We start from the raw sequence: 25,293 nt of genomic DNA on the forward strand, positions 1-25,293 counted from the left end.
TCTCCCCGCCGGGATTATGTTCCCGGTCGATGGGGCGATCATGCCGGAGCGAGGTCCGGATTCGCTTAAAAAGGCTGGTTAATCGAAGGTACCTCGCGTCTCACTCGCGCACATGATTGACAGACCCTTGGCCGACATGCTTGACGGGACCTTGCCGGGGGTGCGGATAATTGCGCGTTTCCGTGGCAATGAATGCTTGAAGTCCGCGTAAAATAAGCACATCTCATGATGGCGTCCGCCGTGCGCCGCTCCGCTCGAATTCCCGGGATTTTGTTCGTGATCTCTTCACCAAACGCATCATTACCGAAATCCGCCGAATCCGAACTCTTCGATCAATCCGCGCTCAGTGAACTCGCCGAACGGCTGGTTGAGGCCGCGAAGCGCGCGGGCGCGGATGCCGCGGATGCGGTCGCGGTGCGCGGCGTCTCGCAAGGCGTCGAGGTTCGCGATGGCCGCGTCGAGGAATCGGAACGCTCGGAGAGCGACGACGTCGGGCTGCGCGTGCTGGTGGGACGGCGGCAGGCCACGGTCTCGACCAACGATGTCGGCGGCGACAATGTCGCGAAACTCGCCGAACGCGCGGTGGCGATGGCGCGCGTCGCGCCCGACGATCAATATGTCGGGCTGGCCGATCCTGGATTGCTGGCGCGGAATTTTCCCGATCTCGACCTGCTCGATCGGGTGACGCCATCGACTGCGGAACTCGAGCGTCGCGCGGTCGAGGCCGAGGCGGCGGCTCTTGCGGTCAAGGGCGTCACCAAATCCGGCGGCGCCTCGGCGTCGGCCGGCATCGCCGGCATGGTGCTGGCGACGAGCACCGGCTTCCGCGGATCATATCTTCGTTCGAGCCATGGCATCTCGATGATGGCGATCGTCGGCGACGGCACCGCCATGGAACGCGATTACGATTTTTCCTCCGCGCTTCATGGCTCCGATCTCATGTCTCCGGCCAGCATCGGCCGCAGCGCCGGTGAACGCACGGTGGCGCGCGCTGGTCCGCGCAAGGTCGCCACCTGCAAGGTGCCGGTGGTCTACGATCCGCGCGTCGCGGGATCGCTGGTCGGCCATGTCGTCGGCGCGGCGAACGGCGCTGCGGTCGCGCGCAAGACGAGTTTTTTGAAAGACCGGCTCGGACAACAGTTGTTCGCGAAAGGGATCCGGATCGTCGACGATCCGCTGCGCGTGCGCGGATTGCGCTCGCAATCCTTCGACGCCGAAGGCGTGGTGACGAAGAAACTGGCGGTGATCGACGACGGCGTGCTGACGTCGTGGCTGCTGGATTCGGCAACCGCGCGCGAACTCGGCCTGACGACGACCGGTCATGCTCATCGTGGCGTCTCGTCGTCGCCCTCGCCGGGACCTTACAATCTGCATCTCGAGGCGGGGCAGATGACGCCGCGTGAATTGATCGCCGACATCGAGCAGGGCTTCTACGTCACCGACCTGATCGGCTCCGGCGTCAATGGCGTGACCGGCGACTACAGCCGCGGCGCGTCGGGATTCTGGATCGAGAACGGCGAGATCACCTATCCGGTGAGCGAGATCACCATCGCCGGACATCTGATCGAGATGTTCAAGTCGCTGACGCCCGCCAACGATCTCTCATTCCGCTACGCGACCAACGCGCCGACCGTGCGCATCGAAGGGCTGACGGTTGGCGGGCGCTAACGCCGACAGCAGCGACGACCTTTTGGCGCGGGACCGCGCTTTGTTGATCGAGACGGTGCGCGAGGCGGGAGAACTGGCGCGCGCGATGTTCCGCACCAGACTGCGGACCTGGACCAAGGGTATCTCGTCGCCGGTGTCGGAGGCCGACATCGCCGTCAACGATCTCGTCGAAAACAAGTTGCGCGCGGCGACGCCGGACTACGGCTGGCTGTCCGAGGAAAGCGCCGACGATCGCGCGCGGCTCGGCAGGCGGCGGGTGTGGGTCGTCGATCCGATCGACGGCACGCGCGGCTATATCGCCGGCCACGACGACTGGTGCGTCAGCGTCGCGCTGATCGAAAATGCCTCGCCGTTGCTCGCGGCCGTGTTCGCGCCGGCCACCGACGAGTTCTTCCTCGCCGCGCGCGGGCAGGGCACGACCTGCAACGGCATGCCGGTGCAGGCGGCGCCCGGCGACGATCTGGTTTTTTCGAAGATCGCGGGGCCGAAACCGCTTGTGGAAAAGCTCGACCGGTCGCGGAAGGACGTCGTCCTTTATCCCAGGATCGGTTCGCTGGCGCTGCGGCTGTGCCGCGTCGCGAACGGCCGTATCGACGCGGCCTTTGCCGGCGGCCAGAGCCGCGACTGGGATATCGCCGCCGCCGATTTGATCGTGCATGAGGCGAATGGTAGGATGACGTCGCTCGGGGGCGAGCCGATCCTCTATAGTCGCGCCGAGGTGACGCACGACGTGCTGGTGGCGGCGGGGCGTCTTCGCCACGCGCGCATTCTCGCCCATTTTCGCGGGCAGCCGTTGTCATAAGGGCCGGCTGCCGACTTTCGTGGTATTTGCCTGATGGCGGCAAAATCGTAAGACAATGCTCATGCCGGACGATCCGCCCCAGCAATTGCTCCATCTCGTGATCGGGGGCGAACTGGCCGATCTCGCGCAGACGACCTTCAAAAACCTCGATGAGGTCGAGATCGTCGGCCTGTACCCGAACTACGCATCGGCCTACGCCGCCTGGAAGGCGAAGGCGCAGCAGACGGTCGATAACGCCCATATGCGGTATTTCATCGTGCATCTCCATCGGCTGCTCGATCCTGATCAAGACGCGAAGCCCGCCCTTTGAGAAAGCTGCTCCGCAATCTGCTGCGCGCCCGCTGGTTTCAGCAGTTCGCAGGCCTCCTGGCCGCCGGTTTTCTCCGGCTGGTTTGGTCCACCAACAAGTTCAGCTATGATCCGGACGATGTCTACGACATCGTCGAGCCGCAGATGCCGGTCATCCTCGCGTTCTGGCACGGACAGCATTTCATGACGCCGTTTATCAAGCGGGCGCACCATCGCGGCAAGGTGCTGATCTCGCGCCATCGCGACGGCGAGTTCAATGCGCTGGCGGCGGAGCGGTTGGGCATCGAGACCATCCGCGGCTCCGGCGACCACGGCTCCGCGTTCAATCGCAAGGGCGGGGTCGGCGCCTTCAAGGAAATGGTTCGCGCGCTCGAAGAGAACTACAACGTGGCTCTCACCGCCGATGTGCCGAAGCGCTCGCGCGTCGCGGGCCTTGGCGTCATCATGCTGGCGCGCGAGTCGGGGCGGATCATCATGCCGTTTGCGATGGCGACCAGCCGCTGCATCCGCCTGAACAATTGGGACCACACCACCATCAACCTGCCGTTCGGGCGCGGCGCCCTGGTCGGCGGCGAGCCGATCTCGGTTCCTGCCGACGCCGACGCCGAGATGATGGAGCGGCTCCGGGCGCGGCTGGAGGCGACGCTGAACGACGCCACGCGCCGTGCTTACGCCAGGATCGGCCGGCCTGATCTCGAGGCGGGTCATGTCTAATTCATTGCCGGCGACGCTGCGCCTCTACCGCAGACTGTCCGCCGCCGCCGGCCCGCTGACGCCCGTTCTTTTGAAACGGCGCTTGAAGCAGGGCAAGGAAGATCCCGCGCGCAACGGCGAGCGGCAGGGCATCGCCCGACAGCCCCGCCCCGCGGGCCCGCTGGTCTGGATTCACGGCGCGAGCGTCGGCGAAGTGCTGGCCGCCGCCGCGCTGGTCGAACGCCTGCGGGCATTGAACATGCGCATTTTGCTCACGTCGGGCACCGTGACCTCGGCCGGCGTGGTCGCGAAGCGGTTTCCTCCGGATATCATTCACCAGTACGTCCCTTACGATTTGCCGCGCTTCGTGGCGCGCTTTCTCGATCACTGGCGGCCGAGTCTCGCATTGTTCATCGAATCGGATCTGTGGCCCAATCTGATTCTGGCCGGCGCGGCCAGGCGCATGCCGATGGTGTTGATCAACGGGCGGATGTCGCATCGTTCGTTTCCGCGCTGGCGCAGGATGTCGGGAACGATCGCCGCATTGCTCGAACGTTTCGATATCTGTCTCGTTCAGTCCGAAACCGATGCGGAGCGCTTCGCCGTGCTCGGCGGCCGCAATGTCGTCGTCACCGGAAACCTCAAGCTCGACGTGCGGGCTCCGCCGGCCGACGAGGCCAGGCTGGAGCGGCTGCTGTTCGTCACCCGCGGCCGCCCCGTGGTGGTGGCGGCATCGACCCATCCGGGCGAGGAGGAAATCCTGCTCGACGCGCACCAGACGCTGGCGGTTCACTTCCCGTCGCTGCTGACGGTGATCGTTCCGCGCCATCCCGGTCGGGGCGAAGCGATCGCCCGCATGATCGCCGCGTCCGGAGCGCAAGTCGCGCGGCGCTCGCTGGAGGAACTGCCGACGGCGAGGACCGACATCTATATCGCCGACACCATGGGCGAACTGGGACTGTTCTACCGGTTGGCGCCGATCGTTTTCATGGGCGGCTCGCTGGTGCCGCACGGCGGCCAGAATCCGATCGAGGCGATCAAGCTCGACGCCGCCATCGTGCACGGCCCGCATGTCTTCAACTTCACCGAGGTCTATGCCGCGCTCGACCGCGCAGGTGGTGCGCTGAGAGCCGGCGACGGCGATGCGCTGGTGAAGCAGCTCGGTTTTCTGCTGCGCGATTCCGCCGCCCGCGACGCCGCGACGGCTGCCGCCGCCGACGTGGTGGAGAGGCTCGGCGGCGCGCTGGATCGCACGCTGGCCGCGCTCGAGCCTTATCTTTTGCAGTTGCGGCTGGAAGGGGGAGCGGCCGATGCATGAGCCGGCCTTCTGGCGCAGGCCGTCGTCGCTGCTCTCTCGGTTGCTCATGCCCCTTGGCGCGCTTTACGGCGCGGTCGCCGCGCGGCGGCTGATGCGGCCTGGCGCGCGCGCCGGAGTGCCGGTCGTCTGCGTCGGCAACTACCATGTCGGCGGCGCCGGCAAGACGCCCGTCGTGATGGCGTTGGCCGGCATCCTTCGCTCGCTCGGCGAAACGCCGGTCGTGCTCAGCCGCGGCCATGGCGGACGGCTGCACGGCCCGGTGCGCGTCGATCCGCAAAAGCACACGGCTGCCGATGTCGGCGACGAACCGTTGATGATGGCGCGGACGATCCCCGTGATCGTGTCGCGGCAACGGGCGGCAGGCGTCGCGCCGGCCCTCGCGCTGGGCGCGAGCGTGATTCTGCTGGACGACGGCTTTCAGAATCCGGCGCTCGCGAAAGATATTTCGCTGATCGTGATCGACGGCGATCGGGGCCTTGGCAACCGGCGGGTGTTTCCGGCGGGACCGTTGCGCGCGCCGTTGCCTCCACAACTGGTCCGTACCGATGCGCTGGTGATCGTTGGCGATGGAACCGCGGCGGACGAGGTTGCGGCAAGCATCGACGCGCGGGGAGGTCTGGTCATGCGGGCGCGGCTCGTCCCGGATGACGAGTCGGTTGCGGCGCTGCGTGGCAGGCGTGTCTGTGCCTTTGCGGGCATCGGCGATCCGGCGCGATTCTTCCGCGGCTTGCGCGCCTGCGGCATCGACGTCGCCGCCGAGCGGGCATTTGGCGACCATCATCCGTTTTCGCAACGCGACATCGCAGAACTGCGAACCATCGCCGAACGGGATGATCTGACGCTGGTGACGACCGAAAAAGATCTGGCGCGGCTGCGCAACGGCGAAAGCCTGGCGGCGTTCGCCCGGGCCGTCGTTCCCTTCACGGTCGCGCTCGCGTTTGACGATGAACCGGTGCTGCGGTCGTTCCTGACCGACCGGATCGGTCGCGCGCGGCGATAGAGCTTGCCGGGTTCTCCGTGCAAGGGAAACCCTCACCCGGATCGCTCCGACGCGCAATGGCGCTGCCGAAGGATCAGACCTTCCCCCATGGGAGAGAGTGACGGAATGTGCAGCGGAGCTGTGGTTCGCCGAGTACTAGGACGAGCTTTTGAGTGCGCCTGGATAATGCCGCTGCAACACCGCGCTCGGGAGAGCGTAAGCCTCCTGCAATTCGACGCTCCAGTATTTCAGCTCGTCGAGAGGAATGCGGGCGTCGGTGACAGCGCAACGGACATAGGTTCCAGGCGAAATCACCCGGAAATCGCCATCGAGATACTGCACTCGCGCTTCGCCTTGGCCGGACTGGCCGAACTTGTTCAGCACCGCCTTGCTCCCGCATCTTCCGTCCGCAAACCGGCCGGCTGTTTATCGTCTCTACACATAGGTTCGCGGCGTCTCGGTTAAACCCACTGATTTGTGATGAATTGGCTTTCCGGCCACATGGTAGGTCTGGATCAAGAGTGCAGGTCTGGATTAAGAGTTCCTTTTTGCAGCATACCAGACGATCCGGCAAGATATATGCGCCTGCTGTCAGCATTTGTTTCGGCTGCGATGTTGGTTTCGGTTACCGCGACATTCGCAGCGTCGGGCCTACCTCCGCCGCCCGAACGGGTCGACATCCCGCGGGCTGGTGGTGTGCTGCACGGCCTGCTCTATAAGCCCGACGGCGACAGCCCGTTCGCAACTGTCATCGCCTTGCATGGCTGTAGCGGTCTTGAACACAGCGGGCAGATCCAGCCACGCTATCTGGATTGGGCCGAACGGTTGTTGAAGGCTGGCAACGCCGTGTTGTTTCCGGACAGCTATGGTTCGCGGGGCGCCGGCCAGCAATGCCAGTCCAAACATCGGACGATATTTGCTCGCCGCGAGCGCGTCGCGGATATACGCGCCGCCCAACAGTGGCTGAAGCATCAGCCCTGGGTTCGCCATGACCGCGTCGGCCTGCTCGGGTGGGACTCGGGCGCCAGCGCCGTGTTGTGGGCAATTCGTCCGCAGCTTGCACCGGCCGGCCGGCGTGACGATTTCCGCTCGGCCGTGGTGCTCTACCCGAACTGCCGGTTAGCGTCGCGCCTTGGCTGGAGCGCGCGCGTTCCGACGCTGGTGCTGATCGGTGCCGACGACAATCTCAGTTCGCCGTCCGCCTGCCGTCAAATGGTTGACGGCGCGCGCGGCCGCAGCGCGCTCGCCCGTATCGTTGTCTATCCCAACGCTCGCCATGGTTTCGACAGGGCAAGCGCGCCAATCCATGCTGTTGCCGGAGGAGGCGGCCACGTCGGAGCCGATTCCAAGGCGCGCGCGGACTCACAAAGCCGGGTCGCGGGCTGGCTGGCGCGTTAGAGACCTTTGGTCGTTCGATGGATGCGTGGATGTCCGGCATAAAGCCGAGCACGATGGCTGATTCCGTCTAAGAGGCCGTTTGGAAAGTCACCGGGCATCTCCCGGCCGTTCCCCGGACGCAGCGCAGCGTGAAACGGTGCGCTGCTGAGCCGGGGTCTTTCGCGAGGTTTCCTGCAACGATCCCGGGTCTGTGCGGCGTCACGTCGTGCCGCAGCGCGCCCGGGACACTCGGAAAGCAAACTTTTCAAACAGGCTCTAAGCAAACCTGCTCTAGAAAAGATTTCCCTGATCGCCGGGCTTCACCGTGCGCCGGGCGGGCGCCGGCTTGGGCTGGCATTTCGGGCCGGGCGATGTCGCAGCCAGCCGATCGTTATCGGCGGTCGCATTCACCCGTCCGTCTGCGAATTCGAGCGTGAGTCGTGCTCCGGGATCGACCGCCGATGCGCTCCGCAACGCCTGTCCGGCGTCGTCGCGGACCAGCGCGAAGCCGCGTGCGAGCACGCCGCGATAGGACACCGCCGCCAGCAACTGGCCGGAATGCGCGATGCGGGCCTCATGCCGCTGCAGCAAGGTGACGAGCGCCCGCCGAGCCCGCTCGGCGAGGCGCTGGGTGCGCTCGTTGGCGCGCGCGATCTGGGCGCGCTGCGCCTGCGCATTGGCGAGGCGCGAAGCCGTGAGCCGCACAGCCAGTCCGGTGAAGCAATCGCGGCGGTGGCGCAAGACCACCTGCGTGCAATGTGCGAGCCGCGCGCCGGCCGTGGCGACGGACTGCTTGGCGTGGCTGACCTGCGCGCGCAGCACGCGCAGCGTGAGTCCGCTTGAGATTTGCGTGAAGCGGCGATGATGCAGGTGCGTGCTCGCGCGCAAGGCACGCGGCAACGCGGCGGCGGCGCCGTCGAGCTTCTGGCGGGGGATCGCGAGCAGTTCGCCCGCTTCCGGCAGCGCGCGGGCGGCCGAGCGCAATTCGGTGCGCCGGTCGTCGTGACCGCGCCGCCATCCGACCATGGCGCGTGCCGCGAGGTTGGAGAGTTCAATAAACAGGTCGGCGCGAACCGGCACCGCCATTTCGGCCGCCGCTGTCGGCGTCGGGGCCCGCTTGTCGGCGGCGAAATCGATCAGCGTGATATCGGTCTCGTGGCCGACCGCGGAGATCAGCGGGATCATGCTGTTGGCGGCCGCGCGAACCACGATTTCCTCGTTGAACGACCACAGGTCTTCGAGCGAGCCGCCGCCGCGCGCGACGATCAGCAGATCGGGGCGCGGAATGCGTCCATCTTCCGGCAGCGCATTGAAGCCGTCGATGGCGGCCGCGATCTGTTCCGCCGATCCTTCGCCCTGCACCCGCACCGGCCAGACCAGCACGCGGCGCGGAAAGCGGTCTTCCAGCCGATGCAGGATATCGCGGATCACCGCGCCGGTCGGGGAGGTCACGACGCCGATCACCTCGGGCAGCCAGGGCAGCAATTGCTTGCGGGCTTCGTCGAACAGGCCTTCCGCCGCGAGCTTCTTCTTGCGCTCCTCCATCAGCGCCATCAGCGCGCCGATTCCGGCTGGCTCCAGCGCCTCGATCACGATCTGGTATTTCGACGAGCCGGGATAGGTCGTCAGCTTGCCGGTCGCGATGACCTCCAGGCCCTCCTGCGGCTTGAACCGCATCCGGCCATGAACACCTTTCCAGATCACCGCCTCGATCTTGGCGTTCTCGTCCTTCAGCGCGAAATAGCAATGGCCCGAGGCATGAGGCCCGCGAAAGCCGGATATCTCGCCGCGCACCCGCACATGGCCGTAGGTATCCTCGACGGTGCGCTTCAGCGCCGAGGACAGTTCGGAGACGGTATATTCCGGCGCGTTCGCCAGGAGTTGTGCAGGGCCTGCGGGCATTTGGATCACGTCTGTTGCGCCTCCGCCTTACCATGCTAAAGCGTCGGTCAACCATCGAAAATCCTTATCGGCAGTCGTTCATGAACATTCTCCTGCTCGGTTCCGGCGGCCGCGAACATGCGCTGGCCTGGAAAATCGCCGACTCCGTGTTGCTGACGAAACTCTGGTGCGCGCCGGGCAATGCAGGGATCGCGCGCGTCGCCGACTGCGTGTCGCTCGATGTCGCCGATCATGCCGCCGTGATCGCGTTCTGCAAGGCCAACAAGGTCGATCTGGTGGTGGTCGGGCCTGAAGCGCCGCTTGCCGCGGGTATCGTCGACGATCTCGCGGACGCCGGCATCAAGGCGTTCGGGCCGAGCAAGGCCGCAGCCCGGCTTGAAAGCTCGAAGGGCTTCACCAAGGATCTCTGCCGCGACAATAATATTCCAACCGCCGCCTATGAACGTTTCAGCGATGCCGGGGCGGCGAAGGCCTACATCGCCGCGAACGGCGCGCCGATCGTCATCAAGGCCGACGGGCTTGCCGCGGGAAAGGGCGTCGTCGTCGCGATGACGATCGAGGACGCGAACGCGGCGATCGACATGATGTTCGAGGGCGGTTTCGGCGCGGCCGGCGCGCAAGTGGTGGTCGAGGAGTTCATGCGCGGCGAGGAGGCGTCGTTCTTCGCGCTGTGCGACGGCGAGCACGCGCTGGCGCTGGCGACGGCGCAGGATCACAAACGCGCCTTCGACGGCGACAAGGGACCGAACACCGGCGGCATGGGCGCCTATTCGCCGGCACCCGTCATGACTAACGAGATGTGCCGCCGCACCATGGACGAGATCATCCTTCCGACATTGCGCGCCATGCGCGCGAAGGGCGTGCCTTTCAAGGGTGTGCTGTTCGCCGGCCTGATGATCACCGACGATGGACCGAAGCTGATCGAATACAACGTCCGCTTCGGCGACCCGGAATGCCAGGTGTTGATGCTGCGGATGATGGGGGACATCGTGCCGGCGCTGTTCGCCGCCTGCGACGGACAACTGAACCATTTCAGCCTGCGCTGGTTTCCCGATCCGGCGTTGACCGTTGTCATGGCGGCGAAAGGGTATCCCGGCGACTATGCAAAGGGGACGCCCATTGAAGGCCTCGACGCCGCCGCCGAGGTCGAAGGCGTGCAGATTTTCCAGGCGGGAACGAAGGAGGAGGGCGGACGCATCCTCGCCAATGGCGGGCGCGTGCTGAACGTCTGCGCCTCGGGCAAGACCGTCGCGGAGGCGCAGGCGCGCGCCTACGAGGCGGTGGATCGCATCAAATGGTCTGACGGCTTCTGCCGCCGCGACATCGGCTTCCGGGCGGTTAAGCGGGAGAGCGGCGGATAGTTTCATTCCCACGCGGGTTGTTGCGACGGGTTGCATTGGCGGCCGCAATCGTCTCGAATCCGCTCAGGCGCGTCCCGGCCCGGAGCGCGCCGAAGGGATGCCGGAGATGAAGGGATCAGCCATGCCCGACCTTGCCGATCTGTTTCCCGGTTACGCCTCCGAATGGATCAGCACGACCTCGGGCCGCATCTTCGCGCGCGTCGGAGGCAAGGGGCCGCCGCTGTTGCTGCTGCACGGTTTTCCGCAGACGCACGTGATGTGGCACAAGGTGGCGCCGCAACTCGCCGACGCCTTCACCGTCATCATTCCCGATCTGCCCGGCTACGGCTGGTCCGACATGCCCGAGAGCGATGCGGACCACACGCCCTATACCAAGCGCGCGATGGCGGAAACCTTGATCGAGGCCATGGAGAAACTCGGTCACGTGTATTTCGCGCTGGCGGGGCACGACCGCGGCGGCCGCGTCGCCTATCGGCTCGCGCTCGATCATCCCGGACGGCTGTCGAAACTCGCCGTGCTCGACATCCTGCCGACCTACGACTACTGGTCGCGCATCAATCGGCTGTCGGCGCTGAAAATCTATCACTGGGCGTTTCTCGCGCAGCCCGATCCGCTGCCGGAGAAGCTCATCACCGGGCAGCCGGATTTTTTCCTGAAACAGACGATGGCGAGCAAGACCGGATCCGGCACGCTCGATGCCATCGACCCGCGCGCGCTCGAGCATTATCTCGCGCCGTGCCGCGATCCTTCGCGGGTCCATGCGATGTGCGAGGACTATCGCGCCGGCGCCTATGCCGATTTCGAGATCGACAAGGCCGATCTTGAAGCGGGCAGGAAGATCACCATTCCGATGCTGGCGCTGTGGGGCGATGCGGGCATCGCCGCCGCGGCCTCGGCCACGCCGCTCAATGCCTGGCGGGTCTGGGCGGCCAAAGTGACGGGCGGTGCGCTGAATTCAGGCCACTACCTGCCGGAAGAAGCGCCGGACGAGACCGCGAAGGCGCTGAGGCAGTTCTTCACCGCCGCGCCTTGAAGAAATCCCGCAGCAGCGCCGCCGCTTGGTTTTCACCGACCGCTGGATACACCTCCGGCCGGTGATGGCAGGTCGACGCGGCGAAGAAGCGGACGCCGGAATCCACCGCGCCGCCTTTCGGGTCTGCCGCTCCGTAGTAGAGCCGCCGGATCCGCGCGAACGAGATCGCGGCCGCGCACATGGTGCAGGGTTCCAGCGTCACATAAAGATCGCAGCCGGTCAGCCTTTCGCTGCCGAGGGCGTGCGCGGCGGCCCGCAGGGCCAGGATTTCGGCATGCGCCGTGGGATCGCGGTCGGTCAGCGTGCGGTTTCCGGCCGATGCGATGACCTCGCCATTCCGCACGATGACGCAGCCGATCGGCACCTCGCCCGACTTTCCGGCCGTTTCGGCGGCTTCAAGCGCCAAATCCATGAAACTTGGTGCGGTCATGTCTGGTTTCCCGGGCGCATCCGCTTTTGCTGATCGCGCTCCGGTGAGAACCCTGTTAAGAGGCGCGTTCAAAACTTGAATTGGTTTTTCGCAAGACGGTGCTTCGGACAAGAGCCGCGCGCGAAACCGTTATGCTCATCCTCGGGGCCGGCGTCGCCGCCGGCCGGTTGCTTTTGCGAGAACATTCATGCCCCGCGATACCGATAAAGACAATGCACGTGGCCGGCGTGATCGTCCCCCAGGCGGCAAGCGCCGATCCGGCGCGGCGCGCGGCCCGGAAAAGAAGCTCGCCAAGCGCGGCCTTCCGGCGCGAGACGAAGGCAGCAAGCGTCCCTCAACCGGCAAGCGCGCCGGTGCGAACAAGGCTGCCGGTGCGAAACCCTATGCCAGGACGTCACAGGCGGGTGCGGGGAAACCCTATGCGGGCAAACGCGATGGCGGTGACGCCGCGCGGCCTCGCTTCAAGCGCGACGACGGCGGCGACAAGCGTGCCTACACGCCGCGCGGGGACTCGCCTCGCGGCGAGCGTCCAGCCTTCAAACGTGACGACCGCGCACCGCGCGCTGAGCGTGGCGACGCGCGCCCTGCGGGGCGCTTTGCCGACAAGAAATTCGGTGACAAGCGTCCCTACGCCCCGCGAGGCGAGGGTTTCCGGAAAGACGGCGGCCGTCCGCAGCGTGCGCGGCCGCAAGGCGACCGACCTTATGGCGCGCTTCCTCCGCGCGAGGGTGGCGGCGAGAAGCGCGCTTATGAGCCGCGCGGGGATCGCTCTGTCGGTGACAGGACGTTTTCACGCGGCGCGCCAGATCGCGGTTCGCGCGGGCCGCGCAAGGATTTCGGCGACCGTCCGGAGCGCGGCGAGTCCAAGCCGTGGGAGAAGCGCGACGCCCGCCCGCGCGATGATGTGCGACGCGGTTCCCGGCCCTCGCGCGATGACGCCGGACGTTTCGATAGGCCGCGCGATGATCGCGGCGGCGCAGCGCGTCCACGGTTCTCGAAATCGCGGGAAGATCGCCCCGAACGTGCTGCGGGCGGCGAGCGTGGCCCGCGCAAGTTTGATCGTCCGCAGGGCGAGCGGCCGCGTTATGACGGTCCGTCCGGGGATCGTCCTCGCTTCGATCGCCCACGGCGGGAGCGCCCGCGCCATGAAGGAGGCGACGATCGCCCGCGTCGTGACAATGAGGACGACAGCAAGGTCTTCGCGAAGCGTCCGGCGTTCGGAGGGCGCGGCGCCTATCGCGAACGCAGGCCTGACGACGACCGCCGCGGCGCGCGGCCCGAGCCGAAGCCGAAGAAGGCAGGCGAGCGCATCGCGAAGGTGATGGCGCGCGCCGGTCTCGCCTCGCGCCGCGACGCCGAGGAATGGGTCACGCAGGGCCGCGTCGCGGTCAACGGCCGCGTCATCAACTCGCCGGCGCTCGACGTCACCTCGCGCGACGTCATCACCGTGGATGGCCAGCCCTTGCCCGAGCGCGAGCGCACGCGGCTGTTCCTGTATCACAAGCCGCGCGGATTGATGACGACCCACGCCGATCCCGAGGGGCGGCCGACCGTGTTCGATAACCTGCCCGAAGGTTTGCCGCGGCTGATCAGCGTCGGCCGGCTCGACTTCAACACCGAAGGGCTGTTGCTGCTGACCAACGACGGCGGTCTGGCCCGCGCGCTGGAACTGCCCGACACCGGCTGGCTGCGACGCTATCGCGTCCGCGCACACGGCGAGGTGACGCAGGCGCAACTCGACGCGCTCAGGAATGGCGTCGAGGTCGATGGCGTCAAATACGGCTCGATCGACGCCACGCTGGAGCGCGACCAGGGCGCGAATGTGTGGCTGACGTTCGCGATCCGCGAGGGCAAGAACCGCGAGGTGCGCAACGTGATGGCGCATCTCGGGCTCGAGGTGAACCGGCTGATCCGCATCTCGTACGGTCCGTTTCAACTGGCGGAGATCGCGGAAGGCGAGGTCGAGGAAGTCAAGACCCGCGTGCTGCGCGAGCAGCTCGGCGACAAGATCGCCGCGCTTGCCAACGCGAATTTCGCCGGCGCCGCCGCCGAAGCCGATGCTCCCAAGCTCGGCCGCGACGGCACGCCGTTGCGTAGCAAGAAGGACAACAAGGCGAGAACGAAGCGCGCGCTGATCGAGGATCGCAAGGGCCGCAGCGTCGTGGTGCAGCGGACCGGCAGCGACGAGGCGCGGGCGCGCAACGAAGCCGAGGCCAACGGCTATGGTCCGCCGCGCCGGCCGAAGCGCGGCTATCACGGCAAGCGCGATCTGACGCCGCGGGACTGAACGATGCGCGTCGTCGGCGGACGGTTGAAGGGCCGCAACATCGCGTCACCTGCGTCGAATGCGATTCGGCCGACCCAGGATCGCCTGCGCGAGTCGCTGTTCAATATCCTCGTTCACGCCTACGCCAATCCGGTTGACGGCGCGCGCGTGCTCGATCTGTTCGCCGGCACCGGCGCGCTCGGCATCGAGGCGGTGTCGCGCGGGGCGAAGTTCACGTTGTTCGTCGATAACGGCGCCGAGGCGCGCGCATTGTTGCGCAACAATGTCGAGGCGCTCGGGCTTGGCGGCGTCACGAAAGTCTATCGCCGCGATGCGACGAATCTTGGCCCGGCGCATCCGATGGAGCCGTTCTCGCTGGTGTTCCTGGATCCGCCCTATGGCAAAGGTCTGGCCGACACGGCGCTGACCTCGTTGCGCGAGGGTGGATGGCTCGTGACGGACGCGCTGGTCGTTATCGAGGAAGCGACCGCGGCTGCGTTCGCCGCGCCGGACGGTTATGACGAACTCGAACGCCGCGCCTATGACGACACCGAGTTCGTGTTTCTACGGCCGAGCAGCAGGTAACTACGCCTTGGTCTTGCGCTTGAGAGCAGACGTGTTCAGTGCCACGGCAGCCCGAATGAGTGCCTTCAACGCTTTGTCGTCGATCTTGTCACCTTCATGAAGATCAATGGCGCGCCTGGTGTTGCCTTCGAGACTGGCATTGAACAGGCCGGATGGATCGTCCAGCGAAGCGCCCTTGGCGAAGGTCATCTTCACGGCGTTCTTGTAGGTTTCGCCGGTGCAGATGATGCCGTGATGTTCCCAAACCGGAACGCCGCGCATCGCGTTGGACGGTTTTTTCCATTTCACCTCTTCGACCACCTCGGGGTCGGCTTGCCTGATGATGAACCGGACGCGCGCAAGCATCTCGCCCCGCCAGTCGCCCAGCTCCTCGATCCGGGCGTCGATGAGGCGGGAGGGAGAATCCTTGTCCCCGGCTTCCTTCGCGCTGGGCTTCTTCATGCTTGCCGCCTTGAAACGGGATATCATCGCCGACCGAACAGCTTCTCGATATCGGCCAGCTTAAGTTCAACATAAGTCGGACGGCCGTGATTGCACTGGCCTGAATTGGGCGTCGCTTCCATGTCGCGCAGCAGCGCGTTCATTTCCTCGGGCTTGAGGATTCGTCCGGCGCGCACCGAGCCGTGACACGCCATCGTGGCCGCGACATGCATCAGCCGCCGTTCGAGCGGCAGCGCCTCGTCCCACTCGACCATGTGTTCGGCGAGATCGCGCAACAGCGCCGCCGCGTTGGTTTTGCCGAGCAGCGAGGGCGTCTCGCGCACGGCGACCGCGCCGGGTCCGAACGACTCGATGGCGAGACCGAATTTTTCGAGCTCCGTGGCGCGATCGATCAGCTTTTCGACGGTCGCCTCGTCCAGTTCGATGATGTCGGGTATCAGAAGAATTTGCCGCTGCACGCCGTCGCGCTCCAGCGCCGCCTTCAGCCGCTCATACACAATGCGCTCGTGCGCGGCGTGCTGGTCCACCACGATGAGGCCGTCGCGGGTCTGCGACACGATATAGGTTTCGTGAATTTGCGTGCGCGCCGCGCCGAGCGGCCGGTCGATCAGGTCAACTGCCGGACAGGCGTCGAATCGCACATCCGCGCTCGGCGCGCCGACATCGAATGCGGCCTGTCCGGGCTCCGCCAGGGTGGTCGCGGCCGCGTCGCCGGACCATGGCCGCGCACCGAGAGGCGAGGCGGGCGATTGCCGCCAGTCCCAGTTCGCCGGACGCGGCGCGGTCGCGGGACGAAATGCGGTGAGCACCGCGCCGTCGCCGTTGGCGGCTGTGCGACGACCCTCGCGCGCGAGAGCGTCCTTCAGCCCGTGCACGATCAGCGCCCGTACCAGGGCGGCATTGCGGAAGCGCACTTCCGTCTTGGCGGGATGGACGTTGGCGTCGACCTCCTGCGGCTCGGTCGTGACGAACAACGCCACCACGGGATGGCGGTCGCGCGGTAGGTAATCGGAATAGGCCGCGCGCACCGCGCCGAGGATCAGCTTGTCGCGCACCGGGCGGCCGTTGACGAACAGATACTGGCCGAGCGCGTTGGCGCGCGTCAGCGACGGCGCGGCGGCGAAGCCCTCCACGATCACGCCCTCGCGTTCGGCACGCGCCGCGATGGCGCTGCCGCGGAAGTCTGCGCCGAGAATGTCGCCGAGCCGTGTCAATTGTCCGGCCGCACCCGGCAGCGCCGCCGTCCACGTCACCGGCGCACGCCCTTCGCCGGCGAGCGTGAAGGCGATATCGGGCCGTGCCATCGCCAGTCGCCGCACCACCTCGCGGATCGCCTCAGCCTCGGTGCGGTCGGTCTTGAGGAATTTCAGCCGTGCGGGCGTCGCAAAAAAAAGATCGCCGACCTCGACGCGGGTGCCCTGCGTCAGCGCCGCCGGCGCGAGCGCGGATTTCCGCCCGCCCTCGACATTGAGCGACCACGCATGCGGCTCGCTCGAATGACGCGTCGTGATGGCGAGTTTCGCAACCGCGCCGATCGAGGGCAGGGCCTCGCCGCGAAAGCCCAGCGTGCGGATACGCAGCAGATCCTCGTCGTCGAGCTTCGAGGTGGCGTGGCGCTCCACCGCCAGCGCGAGATCGCCGCGCGTCATTCCGCCGCCGTCGTCGGTGACGCCGATCCGCCGCCGTCCGCCGCCGTCGGTGAAGATGTCGATGCGGCCCGCGCCGGCATCGACGGCGTTCTCCACCAGTTCCTTCACCACGCTCGCCGGGCGTTCGACCACTTCGCCGGCCGCGATGCGGTTGACGACGGTCTCGGGAAGCTGGCGGACGGGCATCGGGTAAGGCTCGACTCGGGCTGCGGCGGAGGCAGTTTAGAGCGTTTTCGAGCAAAGTGGCTACCGGTTCGCGTGAAGAAAACGCGTCGAATCAATGGGCAACCTTGAATGTCCTGGGTTACCCGGGGGAACGTCGTGTCCCGGATGTGATTGCGGTCCAGGTTCCTGCGTTCGCGGGAACGACGAAGGCAAACGCCTCAATCGTCGTAACGGGCCGCACCGCGCTTCGCCTTGACGTCGCTTCGGCGTTTCTTGCCTTCGAGGCGGCGCTGCTTCGAGCCGAGCGTTGGCCGCGTGGGTCGGCGCGGCGTGGGGCGGATCGCGGCTTTGCGCAGCAAATCGATCAGGCGGTCGATGGCGTCGGCGCGGTTGCGCTCCTGGGTGCGGAAGCGCTGGGCATGGATCACGATCACGCCGTCCCGCGTCATCCGTTGCCCGGCGAGACTCGCGAGCCGCGTCGCCACATCCGGGGCGAGCGTCAGGCGGCGGGTGTCGAAGCGCAATTGCGCGGCGGTGGCGAGCTTGTTGACGTTCTGGCCACCCGGACCCGAGGCGCGGACGAAGCCGATCTCGATGTCGTCGTCGTCGATCGCGATATCGCGGGTGATCCGCACTGTGGCACTCACTGTTTGTTCCCCCTTGCGGCGGGAATCAGACCGAGCACCATAACCGATATGTGCGCGTCAGTGCGCGGCCGGGTGCGGCGCGGGCTGGGCCGCCCCTGGCCGGGCGGCCGCCCCCGGCTGGGCTGCCGCCGGTTGCGTCGCCGCCTGCGTGCGTCCCACGACCACGGTCAGGAGCCCGTGCCCCCACAGCCGCTTCGCGACCGCTCTCGCCTGGTCGAGGGTGACGGCATCGACAATGGCGTTGCGCTTCTCGATATAGTCGATGGGCAGATTATCGGTCTGATACTGCAACAGGCCCCTGGCCAGCTTCGATGAGGTGTCGAGCTCCAGCATCTGCGATCCCTTGAGGTAGGATTTGGCTTCGTCCAGTTCTTTCTGGGTCGGCCCACTGTCGGCAAAACGCTGGATTTCCTTGTCGATGGCCTCGATGCTTTCGCTGGCGCGGTCGGCGCGGGTTCCGGTGGTGCCCGCAAACAGCGCCGAATGATCCATCCACAGCAGCGATTCCGAGACGGAATAGGCGAGGCCGCGCTTTTCGCGTATCTCCCGGTAGAGCCGGGATGACAGCGAGCCGCCGCCGAGAATGTGGTTGTCGACGTAGGCTGCCATGAAATCCGGATCGTGACGCATGATGCCGGGGCCGCCGAACATGACCACGGTCTGAGGCACGTCGAGCGGAACGAAGACGCGTTGCGGCGGCTTGGCGGCGACGACGTCTGCAACCGGCGTGAGGTCGCCTTTCGCGGGCAGTCCTCCGAAGGTCTGATCCAGCAGCTTTGCGAGCGCCGCCGGCTCGATGTCGCCCACGACCGCGATCTTCAATTTGTCCCTCGCCAGCACGTGATGCACGTAGGTCCTGAGGTCGTCGGTCTTGATCGTCGGAATGCTTTCGAGGGTGCCGTGCGAAGGGTGGCCGTAGGGATGATCGCCGAATGCGAGCTTGAGGAAATTGCGGCCGGCAAGTGCGTCGGGATTGGTCGAGTTGCGGCGGAGGTTGGACATGATCTGCGAGCGGATGCGCTCGACGTCGCTGGTGTCGAAGCGCGGCGCGGTCAGGGCGAGCCGCAGCAGGCCGAACGCTTCGTTGCTATGCTCCTTGAGCATCCGCAACGAGCCGCGGAGCCGGTCACGCTCGATGGTGAAGCTCAACTCGATGGCGTGACGGTCGAGCCGTTCATGGAAGGTCTTGGAGTCGAGGTCGGCGGCGCCTTCGTCGAGCAGGCTCGCGACCATGTAGCCGACTCCCGGCTTGTCGGCCGGGTCCTGCGTCGCGCCGCCCGCGAACGCGTATTCCATCGCCACCAGCGGCACCGTTGCATCCTGGACGAACCAGGCCTCGATGCCTCCCGGCGTCACAAGATGCTGGATCTTCGTTGCGGCGAGCGACGGGCTCGCGGCGAGGGCGGTCAATGCGAAGCAAGCCATGGCGAGCAGGCGGCGCGCCGCGCCGATCCGGATGCGTCTCACGACCGCTTCTCCTCGTGCGCCGGCGTGGTGTCCTTGATCAGATATCCCGTCACCGAGCGCGTCTTGACCAGCCATTTTTGCGCGGCCTCACGAACCTGCTCGGCGGTCACCGCGCGGACGCGGTCCGGCCAGCTCCTGATTTGGTCGACGCTCAATCCCACGGTCATGCCCGCGCCGTACCAGCGCGCCAGCGTCGTCTGACTGTCCTGGGCGTAGATCGCCTGCGCGATCAATTGCGTCTTCACGCGCTCGAGGTCTTCCGCGGGGACCGGGTTCTTGGCGAGGTCCGCGATCACGGCGTCGAGGGCCTGCTCGACCTTGGGGAAACCGACGCCCGGTTTCGGCGCCACCGCGATCGAGAACTGGGTCGGATCGACCGCGATGCCCGAATAGGATGCGTTGGTGTCGACGGCGAGCTGCTTGTCGACGACCAGCGCGCGGTAGAGATAGGCGTTGCTGCCTTCGCCCATCAGTTGCGCAAGCACATCCAGCGCGGGGCTTTCGCCGGCGGCGGCGGTGGTTGCGGAAGGCACGAGGTAATAACGCCGCAGCATCGGCTGCTCGACGCGAGGGTCGGCGAGCGTGACCGTCCGTGCCGCTATCGGCACCGGTTCCTGCGGACGGATGCGGACAGCCGGAATTGAGGGCTGTGGCGGCACCTGGCCGAATGTCTTTTCGATCTCGGGCCGTATTGTCTGCGCATCCACGTCGCCGGCGATCACCAGCGTCGCGTTGTTCGGCGCGTAGAACCGCTTGTAGAAGGCAAGCGCGTCCTGGCGGGTGAGCTTCTCGATCTCGTGGCGCCAGCCGATCACCGGGCGGCCGTAGGGATGGTTGAGATAGAGCGCCGCCATGATCTGTTCGGTCAGCCGCGCATCGGGATTGTTGGCGACGCGCATGTTGTATTCCTCGAGCACCACGTCGCGCTCGGGCAGCACGTTTTCGTCCTTCAGCACCAGTCCGGTCATGCGGTCGGCCTCGAACGCCATCATCGTCGCGAGTTGATCGCGCGGCACGCGCTGGTAGTAGCCGGTGTAGTCGAAATAGGTGAAGGCGTTTTCTTCGCCGCCGACGCGCAACACGGTCTTGGAAAACTCGCCGGCCGGATGCTTGGCGGTGCCCTTGAACATCAGATGCTCGAGGAAATGCGCCAGCCCGGACTTGCCGGGCGTTTCATCCGCCGAGCCGACCTTGTACCAGATCATCTGCGTGACCACCGGCGTCCGGTGATCGGGAATGATCACGACCGCGAGTCCGTTGGCCAGGGTAAACGTAGTCGGCGGTTGGGCGGTGATTGTCTGCGCCTGGGCCGCCTCGAAAGCAGGCGCGAGGCACAGGACCAGCGCCGTGAGGACGCGGGCGGCCAGTCGTCTGAGTGCTGTCATGACATGCACCGGCGGCAAGTTGTCTCTGTGGCTACGGATTGCCGTCAGTCCCTTTGCTGGAGCCAATCATTCGGTCGCGGCGTCGCCGGTCCGGATGATCACGAAACTAAGTCCGGCCCGCATCGTGTTGGACGACCCGGGCAGGATACGTCAGCCCGGCTTGTTCGTGCCGCCGGTTGTCGCCGTCATTCTTTGCGCTCCTTGCCGGTGTTGACATCGATATACGTGTTGCCGAGGGCTTCCTTCGGCCCGGTGCCGTAAGCGTAGTTCGGGGATGGGGTCTGGTATCCGGCCGGAGGCTGCGTCAGCTCTTCCCGTTCCGGCTCGCCCGTGAACGTTGCGGTCTGCGGCTTGTTGCCGCCGAACAGGTTGAGGAGCTTGCCGGTGAAACCGAGTTGCGAGGGGCTGAGCGACGGATCCGCGTCCGGCGGCTGGCCCGGCTGCTCGGTCTCGGCCCGTCGCTCGGTGCCGGAACCGTGCGTTGCGAGCTTGCTCGGCAGGATCGAGGCGCCCTCTTCTTCGGGTACCGGCTTTCTTTGCTTGCGGGCGGCGACCAATTCCTTGTGGCGCTGAGCGTCGGGATCCTTCGGCCAGTTCGGATCTCTGACCTCGGTCGCGGCGGAGCCCGGCGGCGGCAGGTCGATCTTGGGTGGAATCACCAGCGGCGACCGCTCGCGATAGTTGATGCCCTTGTTGTCCATGTTGGTGGCGCCGATGCCGCTCATGATATTCTTGATGATTTTTTCCTCGAAGGTGGAGTCGTCGTCGTCCTGAGCGCGGGCCACGCTCGACGACAGTACGACGGCGATGCCCGCGGCAACCGCGGCAAGACGAACGCCGCGCGGAAGCATTCCCGAAGCCCTGAGCACATCCCAACCGTTCTGTCCGGCTCTGCGCATCGCGCTTATCCTGTTCGGTTTTTTTCGAAGGATTGCGATCGGAAGCCGACCGCACTCCGAGCAGCCCCCTATCGTCCGGGATCAGGGCGCTTTTGCGGCGGACTTTCCGAAGAAGGAGTCATACAACAATGCTATCACCCCGGCAACGATGGCCACATCGGCGAGGTTGAACACGTACCAGCTATAGGTTTTTCCTGCGAAGCGGAGGTGAAACAGAGCGAAATCCACCACCGCGCCATAGGCGAAGCGGTCGATGGCGTTGCCGATGGCGCCGCCGATGATGAGACCGAGGCCGGTTGTCGCCAGGAGAGTATGCGATCGCGCCATCCAGATCGCCAGCAGCACCACCGCGACCGCTTTGATCGCGAGCAGGATCGCCGCGCCCGCCGGGCTGTCGGTCTGGAACCAGCCGTAGCTGATGCCGGTATTCCAGGCCAGCACCAGGTCGAAAAACGGCGTAACATTGACGGTACCGCGATGACCGATATCGAACACGAACAACAGCCAGAGCTTCGAGGCCTGATCGAGGATCAGTGCGAGGGCGGCTGCGATGAGGCCGGAACGGAGGGGAGTGGTCATGCGTCGGCCGCTCTGTTCCTTCTCCCCTCGGGGGAGAAGGTGCCTTCGCGAAGCGAAGACGGATGAGGGGGGCTGCGCATCCGCCGCCTCACCCGGCCGCCTGAGCCAGTCATCGGGCGGCGCCTCGCGCCGACCCGTTGGGCGTCCCTCTCCCGCCAGGGGAGAGGGTCGGAAAGCGCGATCGTCACGCGTTCACCCCCAGCGCCTTCCATTCGCGCAGCGCCTGCGCGTCGCGCGGCGATACGTCGGGATACTCCTTGTCGTCCCCGACGCTCGGCAGGATCTTCCACGACCGGGCGCACTTGGTGCCCGCAGCTTTCTCGACCACCACGGCGACGCCCTGGACGTTCGGCAGACGGAACGCGTCGGCCGGCGCATCGCCCTCGCGCACCTCATAGTTCGAGGTGATGCAGACCTCGGCGAGGTCGACGTCGAACAACGTGCCGAGCATCGCGCGGTCGGCGACATAGACGATCGGCGAGGCTTCCAGCGAGGAGCCGATCCGCTTGGCGGCGCGTTCGAGTTCCAGCGCGCCGGTGACGACGCTGCGCACCGCGCGGATGGTCTCCCACTTCGCGGCCAAAGCATCGTCGCGGAAATCGTCGAAACTCTCGGGGAACGTCGTCAGATGCACAGACGGCTCCGCGTCCGGACGATACAGCCGCCACGCTTCCTCGGTTGTGAACGACAGCACCGGCGCCAGCCATTTCAGGATCGAGTCGCACAGCAGATCGATCGTCGTCAGCGCCGCCTTGCGCGCCGCCGACGACGGCGGATCGCAATACAGCGTATCTTTGCGGATATCGAAATAGAACGCCGAGAGTTCGGTGTTCATGAAGGCCGCGAGACTTGCGATCACGATCTTGTAATCGAAAGCCGCGTAAGCCTTGCGCACCACCTCGCTCTGTGCCGCCAACTGGTGCAGCATCAACCGTTCCAGCTCGGGCATGTCGGCGACCGCGACCGCGTCGGCGCGATCGAAGTGATGCAGCGTGCCGAGCATCCAGCGGATGGTGTTGCGCAGCTTGCGGTAGGTCTCGATGGTGTTCTTGAGAATCTCGGGGCCGATGCGCTGATCGTCGGCGTAGTCGGTGGCGCAGACCCACAGCCGCAGGATGTCGGCGCCGGACTCCTTGATGACCTTCTGCGGATCGACCGTATTGCCGAGCGACTTCGACATCTTGCGGCCGTTCTCGTCGAGCGTGAAGCCGTGCGTCAGCACCACGTCGTAAGGCGCGCGGCCCCGCGTGCCGCAGCTTTCCAGAAGCGAGGAGTGAAACCAGCCGCGATGCTGGTCGCTGCCTTCCAGATACATCACGGTATCGCGGCCGCCGTCGATCGTGCGGACGATGTGGCCGAGCTGCGGGAAGTGCTGGCGATCCTCCAGCACGAAGGCATGGGTCGAGCCGGAATCGAACCAGACGTCGAGGATGTCGTCGACCTTGCGCCAGTCCTCATTGGCGCGGGGTCCGAGGAAGCGTTCGCGCGCGCCCTCGGCGTACCAGGCGTCCGCGCCTTCTTCGCTGAAGGCTTCGATGATGCGGTGATTGACGGCCTCGTCGCGCAGGATGTCGACCGAGCCGTCACCGCGCTCCTTGTAGAACAGCGCGATCGGCACGCCCCAGGCGCGTTGGCGCGAGATCACCCAATCCGGCCGGTTGGCGATCATGCCGGTGATGCGGTTTTGTCCGGCCGGCGGCACCCAGCGTGTCACCGAGATCGCGTGCAGCGCGCGGGCGCGGAGGGTGTCGCCGGGTTTCGCGTGGAGGGTGTTGCCTCCCTCCCCACCACTCGCCCCGCTCGCGGGGGGAGGGGAGAGGATCTCCCTGTCCATCGCGATGAACCATTGCGGCGTGTTGCGGAAGATCACCGGCTTCTTCGAGCGCCACGAATGCGGGTACTGGTGTTTCAGCCGTCCGCGCGCGAGCAGCATGTTGCGCGCGACCAGCACCTTGATGACCGCCTCGTTGGCGTCGCCCTTGTCGCCCTTGTCGTCGAGGACGCGCTTGCCTTCGAAGCCGGGCGCCTGCGCCGTCAGCGCGCCGTTCTCGTCGACGGTGTAGGGAATCGCGGTCGAGATGCCGCGCGCCTCAAGCTCGCGCGCATTGTGAGTCCAGATGTCGAAGTCCTCGCGGCCATGTCCCGGCGCGGTATGGACGAAGCCGGTGCCGGTATCGTCGGTGACGTGATCGCCTGCCAACAGCGGCACGGTGAAGTCGTAGCCGCCGGACAGGCCTTTCAGCGGGTGCGCGCATTCCACCGCATCCAGCGTATCGGCGGGAATGTCGCGGACCTTCTCGTAGGCCGTGACGCGCGCCTGCTTGAAGACGTCGGCGGCGAGTTTGTCGGCGAGCATCAGAAGATCGCCTGTTTTTGCCCAATTGTCGGCGGGCGCATCGGTGACCTTGTAAAGACCGTAGGCGATCTTGTTCGAGAAGCTGATGGCGCGATTGCCCGGCAGCGTCCACGGCGTCGTGGTCCAGATCACAACGCTCGCCTGCGCCAGCGCGCCGTGCGCCGGCGAGGTCACCGGAAACTTCACCCACACCGTATCCGAGGTGTGGTCCTCGTATTCGACCTCGGCCTCCGCCAGCGCGGTCTTCTCGACCACGCTCCACATCACCGGCTTGGAGCCGCGATAGAGCGTGCCGTTGGCGGCGAACGTCATCAGTTCGCGCGCGATCTGTGCTTCGGCCGGATAGGTCATGGTGGCGTAGGGATGCTCCCAGTCGCCGATGATGCCGAGGCGCTTAAACTCCTCGCGCTGCACGTTCAGCCAGTGCGCGGCATAGGCGCGGCATTCCTTGCGGAACGCGACCATCGCGGCCGGCTCCTTGAAGTTCGGCTTCGCCTTGCCCTTGGAGCGGTAGTTCTCCTCCTCGATCTTCCATTCGATCGGCAGGCCGTGGCAGTCCCAGCCCGGCACGTAATTGGAATCGTGTCCCAGCATCTGCTGGCTTTTGGTCACGACGTCCTTGAGGATCTTGTTGAGCGCATGGCCGATATGGATATGCCCGTTGGCGTAAGGCGGGCCGTCATGCAGCACGAATTTCGGCCGCCCCTTCGCGCGCTTGCGGAGTTGCTCGTAAAGATCGATCTCGTTCCAGCGCGCCAGAATCTCCGGCTCGCGCTGCGGCAGTCCGGCGCGCATCGGAAAGTCCGTCTGCGGCAGGTAGAGGGTTTTGGAATAGTCGGGGGTGGCGGTCGTCTGGGGCTTGTCGGACATGAAGGCTCTGGCTTGGCTCAAAGGGCGCGAAAACGCGGGGGATAGCGAATGAACTGGAACGGTCCCGGTCTTGCGCTTGAGCCAGGGCTCAGGCGGAAGCCGGGCTGCTAAT

The 25,293-nt window shown here is 66.0% G+C and carries 22 protein-coding genes; 11 read left to right on the forward strand and 11 right to left on the reverse strand.

The window, feature by feature from the left end; genetic code table 11:
- Nucleotides 1–276: 276 nt before the first annotated feature.
- The 6 genes from ACMDCM_RS01790 to lpxK all read left to right on the forward strand — a co-directional run bounded on the left by ACMDCM_RS01790 (nucleotide 277) and on the right by lpxK (nucleotide 5,790).
- Entirely contained in the window at nucleotides 277–1,668 is a 1,392-nt protein-coding gene (locus ACMDCM_RS01790; protein WP_412771964.1) for a TldD/PmbA family protein, read from the forward strand.
- Nucleotides 1,655–2,470: an inositol monophosphatase family protein gene (locus ACMDCM_RS01795; RefSeq protein WP_412771965.1), complete on the forward strand. Its 816-nt coding sequence runs from the start codon at nucleotides 1,655–1,657 to the stop codon at nucleotides 2,468–2,470. The genes ACMDCM_RS01790 and ACMDCM_RS01795 overlap by 14 nt, the downstream gene beginning before the upstream one ends.
- Nucleotides 2,471–2,531: 61 nt before the next feature.
- A complete protein-coding gene (locus ACMDCM_RS01800) occupies nucleotides 2,532–2,780 on the forward strand; it encodes a DUF4170 domain-containing protein (RefSeq protein ID WP_412771966.1) in 249 nt (82 codons plus the stop codon).
- Nucleotides 2,777–3,493, forward strand: coding sequence for a lysophospholipid acyltransferase family protein (locus ACMDCM_RS01805; protein ID WP_412771967.1), 717 nt, complete (start codon nucleotides 2,777–2,779; stop codon nucleotides 3,491–3,493). The genes ACMDCM_RS01800 and ACMDCM_RS01805 overlap by 4 nt, the downstream gene beginning before the upstream one ends.
- On the forward strand, nucleotides 3,486–4,790 hold the full coding sequence (locus tag ACMDCM_RS01810) for a 3-deoxy-D-manno-octulosonic acid transferase (RefSeq protein ID WP_412771968.1): 1,305 nt from the start codon (nucleotides 3,486–3,488) through the stop codon (nucleotides 4,788–4,790). Before ACMDCM_RS01805 ends, ACMDCM_RS01810 begins: the two co-directional genes overlap by 8 nt.
- On the forward strand, nucleotides 4,783–5,790 hold the full coding sequence (gene lpxK / locus ACMDCM_RS01815; RefSeq protein ID WP_412771969.1) for a tetraacyldisaccharide 4'-kinase: 1,008 nt from the start codon (nucleotides 4,783–4,785) through the stop codon (nucleotides 5,788–5,790). The genes ACMDCM_RS01810 and lpxK overlap by 8 nt, the downstream gene beginning before the upstream one ends.
- Nucleotides 5,791–5,925: 135 nt before the next feature.
- Here lpxK and ACMDCM_RS01820 read toward each other — a convergent pair whose 3' ends face one another.
- On the reverse strand, nucleotides 5,926–6,153 hold the full coding sequence (locus ACMDCM_RS01820) for a DUF2093 domain-containing protein (protein WP_412771970.1): 228 nt from the start codon (nucleotides 6,151–6,153) through the stop codon (nucleotides 5,926–5,928).
- A gap of 195 nt (nucleotides 6,154–6,348) precedes the next feature.
- Here ACMDCM_RS01820 and ACMDCM_RS01825 point away from each other — a divergent pair, with 195 nt between their 5' ends.
- Nucleotides 6,349–7,167, forward strand: a complete 819-nt coding sequence (locus ACMDCM_RS01825; RefSeq protein WP_412771971.1) for a dienelactone hydrolase family protein — start codon at nucleotides 6,349–6,351, stop codon at nucleotides 7,165–7,167.
- Nucleotides 7,168–7,437: 270 nt separating this feature from the next.
- Here ACMDCM_RS01825 and xseA read toward each other — a convergent pair whose 3' ends face one another.
- Complete coding sequence (gene xseA, locus ACMDCM_RS01830) at nucleotides 7,438–9,048, reverse strand: exodeoxyribonuclease VII large subunit (RefSeq protein ID WP_412771972.1); 1,611 nt, start codon at nucleotides 9,046–9,048, stop codon at nucleotides 7,438–7,440.
- 80 nt (nucleotides 9,049–9,128) lie between these two features.
- On the opposite strand from xseA, the gene purD reads away from it, so the two are divergent.
- On the forward strand, nucleotides 9,129–10,409 hold the full coding sequence (gene purD, locus ACMDCM_RS01835; RefSeq protein WP_412771973.1) for a phosphoribosylamine--glycine ligase: 1,281 nt from the start codon (nucleotides 9,129–9,131) through the stop codon (nucleotides 10,407–10,409).
- A gap of 121 nt (nucleotides 10,410–10,530) precedes the next feature.
- Nucleotides 10,531–11,442 (forward strand): alpha/beta fold hydrolase, encoded by a 912-nt coding sequence (locus ACMDCM_RS01840; protein ID WP_412774632.1) that lies wholly within the window; start codon nucleotides 10,531–10,533, stop codon nucleotides 11,440–11,442.
- Here ACMDCM_RS01840 and ACMDCM_RS01845 read toward each other — a convergent pair.
- A complete protein-coding gene (locus ACMDCM_RS01845) occupies nucleotides 11,426–11,872 on the reverse strand; it encodes a nucleoside deaminase (protein ID WP_412771974.1) in 447 nt (148 codons plus the stop codon). The two genes, ACMDCM_RS01840 and ACMDCM_RS01845, sit on opposite strands and share 17 nt — an antisense overlap.
- A gap of 187 nt (nucleotides 11,873–12,059) precedes the next feature.
- Here ACMDCM_RS01845 and ACMDCM_RS01850 point away from each other — a divergent pair, with 187 nt between their 5' ends.
- The gene (locus ACMDCM_RS01850) at nucleotides 12,060–14,159 is read left to right on the forward strand and encodes a pseudouridine synthase (RefSeq protein WP_412771975.1); all 2,100 of its coding nucleotides are present in this window, start codon (nucleotides 12,060–12,062) and stop codon (nucleotides 14,157–14,159) included.
- Nucleotides 14,160–14,162: 3 nt separating this feature from the next.
- A complete protein-coding gene (gene rsmD, locus ACMDCM_RS01855; RefSeq protein ID WP_412771976.1) occupies nucleotides 14,163–14,723 on the forward strand; it encodes a 16S rRNA (guanine(966)-N(2))-methyltransferase RsmD in 561 nt (186 codons plus the stop codon).
- Here the strand turns inward: rsmD and ACMDCM_RS01860 are convergent, their stop codons facing one another.
- The 8 genes from ACMDCM_RS01860 to ileS all read right to left on the reverse strand — a co-directional run bounded on the left by ACMDCM_RS01860 (nucleotide 14,724) and on the right by ileS (nucleotide 25,181).
- Nucleotides 14,724–15,164 carry a DUF1801 domain-containing protein gene (locus tag ACMDCM_RS01860; RefSeq protein ID WP_412771977.1) on the reverse strand — a complete coding sequence of 147 codons (441 nt, stop codon included), beginning with the start codon at nucleotides 15,162–15,164 and terminating at the stop codon, nucleotides 14,724–14,726. It abuts the gene before it with no gap.
- A gap of 23 nt (nucleotides 15,165–15,187) precedes the next feature.
- The gene (gene mutL, locus ACMDCM_RS01865; protein WP_412771978.1) at nucleotides 15,188–16,999 is read right to left on the reverse strand and encodes a DNA mismatch repair endonuclease MutL; all 1,812 of its coding nucleotides are present in this window, start codon (nucleotides 16,997–16,999) and stop codon (nucleotides 15,188–15,190) included.
- A gap of 197 nt (nucleotides 17,000–17,196) precedes the next feature.
- Complete coding sequence (gene arfB, locus ACMDCM_RS01870) at nucleotides 17,197–17,625, reverse strand: alternative ribosome rescue aminoacyl-tRNA hydrolase ArfB (protein ID WP_412771979.1); 429 nt, start codon at nucleotides 17,623–17,625, stop codon at nucleotides 17,197–17,199.
- A 57-nt stretch (nucleotides 17,626–17,682) separates the two neighbouring features.
- Nucleotides 17,683–19,050 (reverse strand): M16 family metallopeptidase, encoded by a 1,368-nt coding sequence (locus ACMDCM_RS01875; RefSeq protein WP_412774633.1) that lies wholly within the window; start codon nucleotides 19,048–19,050, stop codon nucleotides 17,683–17,685.
- A gap of 38 nt (nucleotides 19,051–19,088) precedes the next feature.
- Nucleotides 19,089–20,477 carry a M16 family metallopeptidase gene (locus ACMDCM_RS01880; protein ID WP_412771980.1) on the reverse strand — a complete coding sequence of 463 codons (1,389 nt, stop codon included), beginning with the start codon at nucleotides 20,475–20,477 and terminating at the stop codon, nucleotides 19,089–19,091.
- A gap of 185 nt (nucleotides 20,478–20,662) precedes the next feature.
- A complete protein-coding gene (locus ACMDCM_RS01885; protein ID WP_412771981.1) occupies nucleotides 20,663–21,376 on the reverse strand; it encodes a hypothetical protein in 714 nt (237 codons plus the stop codon).
- Between the two features lie 81 nt (nucleotides 21,377–21,457).
- Nucleotides 21,458–21,955, reverse strand: a complete 498-nt coding sequence (gene lspA, locus ACMDCM_RS01890; RefSeq protein WP_412771982.1) for a signal peptidase II — start codon at nucleotides 21,953–21,955, stop codon at nucleotides 21,458–21,460.
- Between the two features lie 184 nt (nucleotides 21,956–22,139).
- A complete protein-coding gene (gene ileS / locus ACMDCM_RS01895) occupies nucleotides 22,140–25,181 on the reverse strand; it encodes an isoleucine--tRNA ligase (RefSeq protein WP_412771983.1) in 3,042 nt (1,013 codons plus the stop codon).
- Nucleotides 25,182–25,293: the final 112 nt, after the last annotated feature.

This window comes from Nitrobacter sp. (assembly GCF_047149785.1).
Lineage (GTDB): Bacteria > Pseudomonadota > Alphaproteobacteria > Rhizobiales > Xanthobacteraceae > Nitrobacter.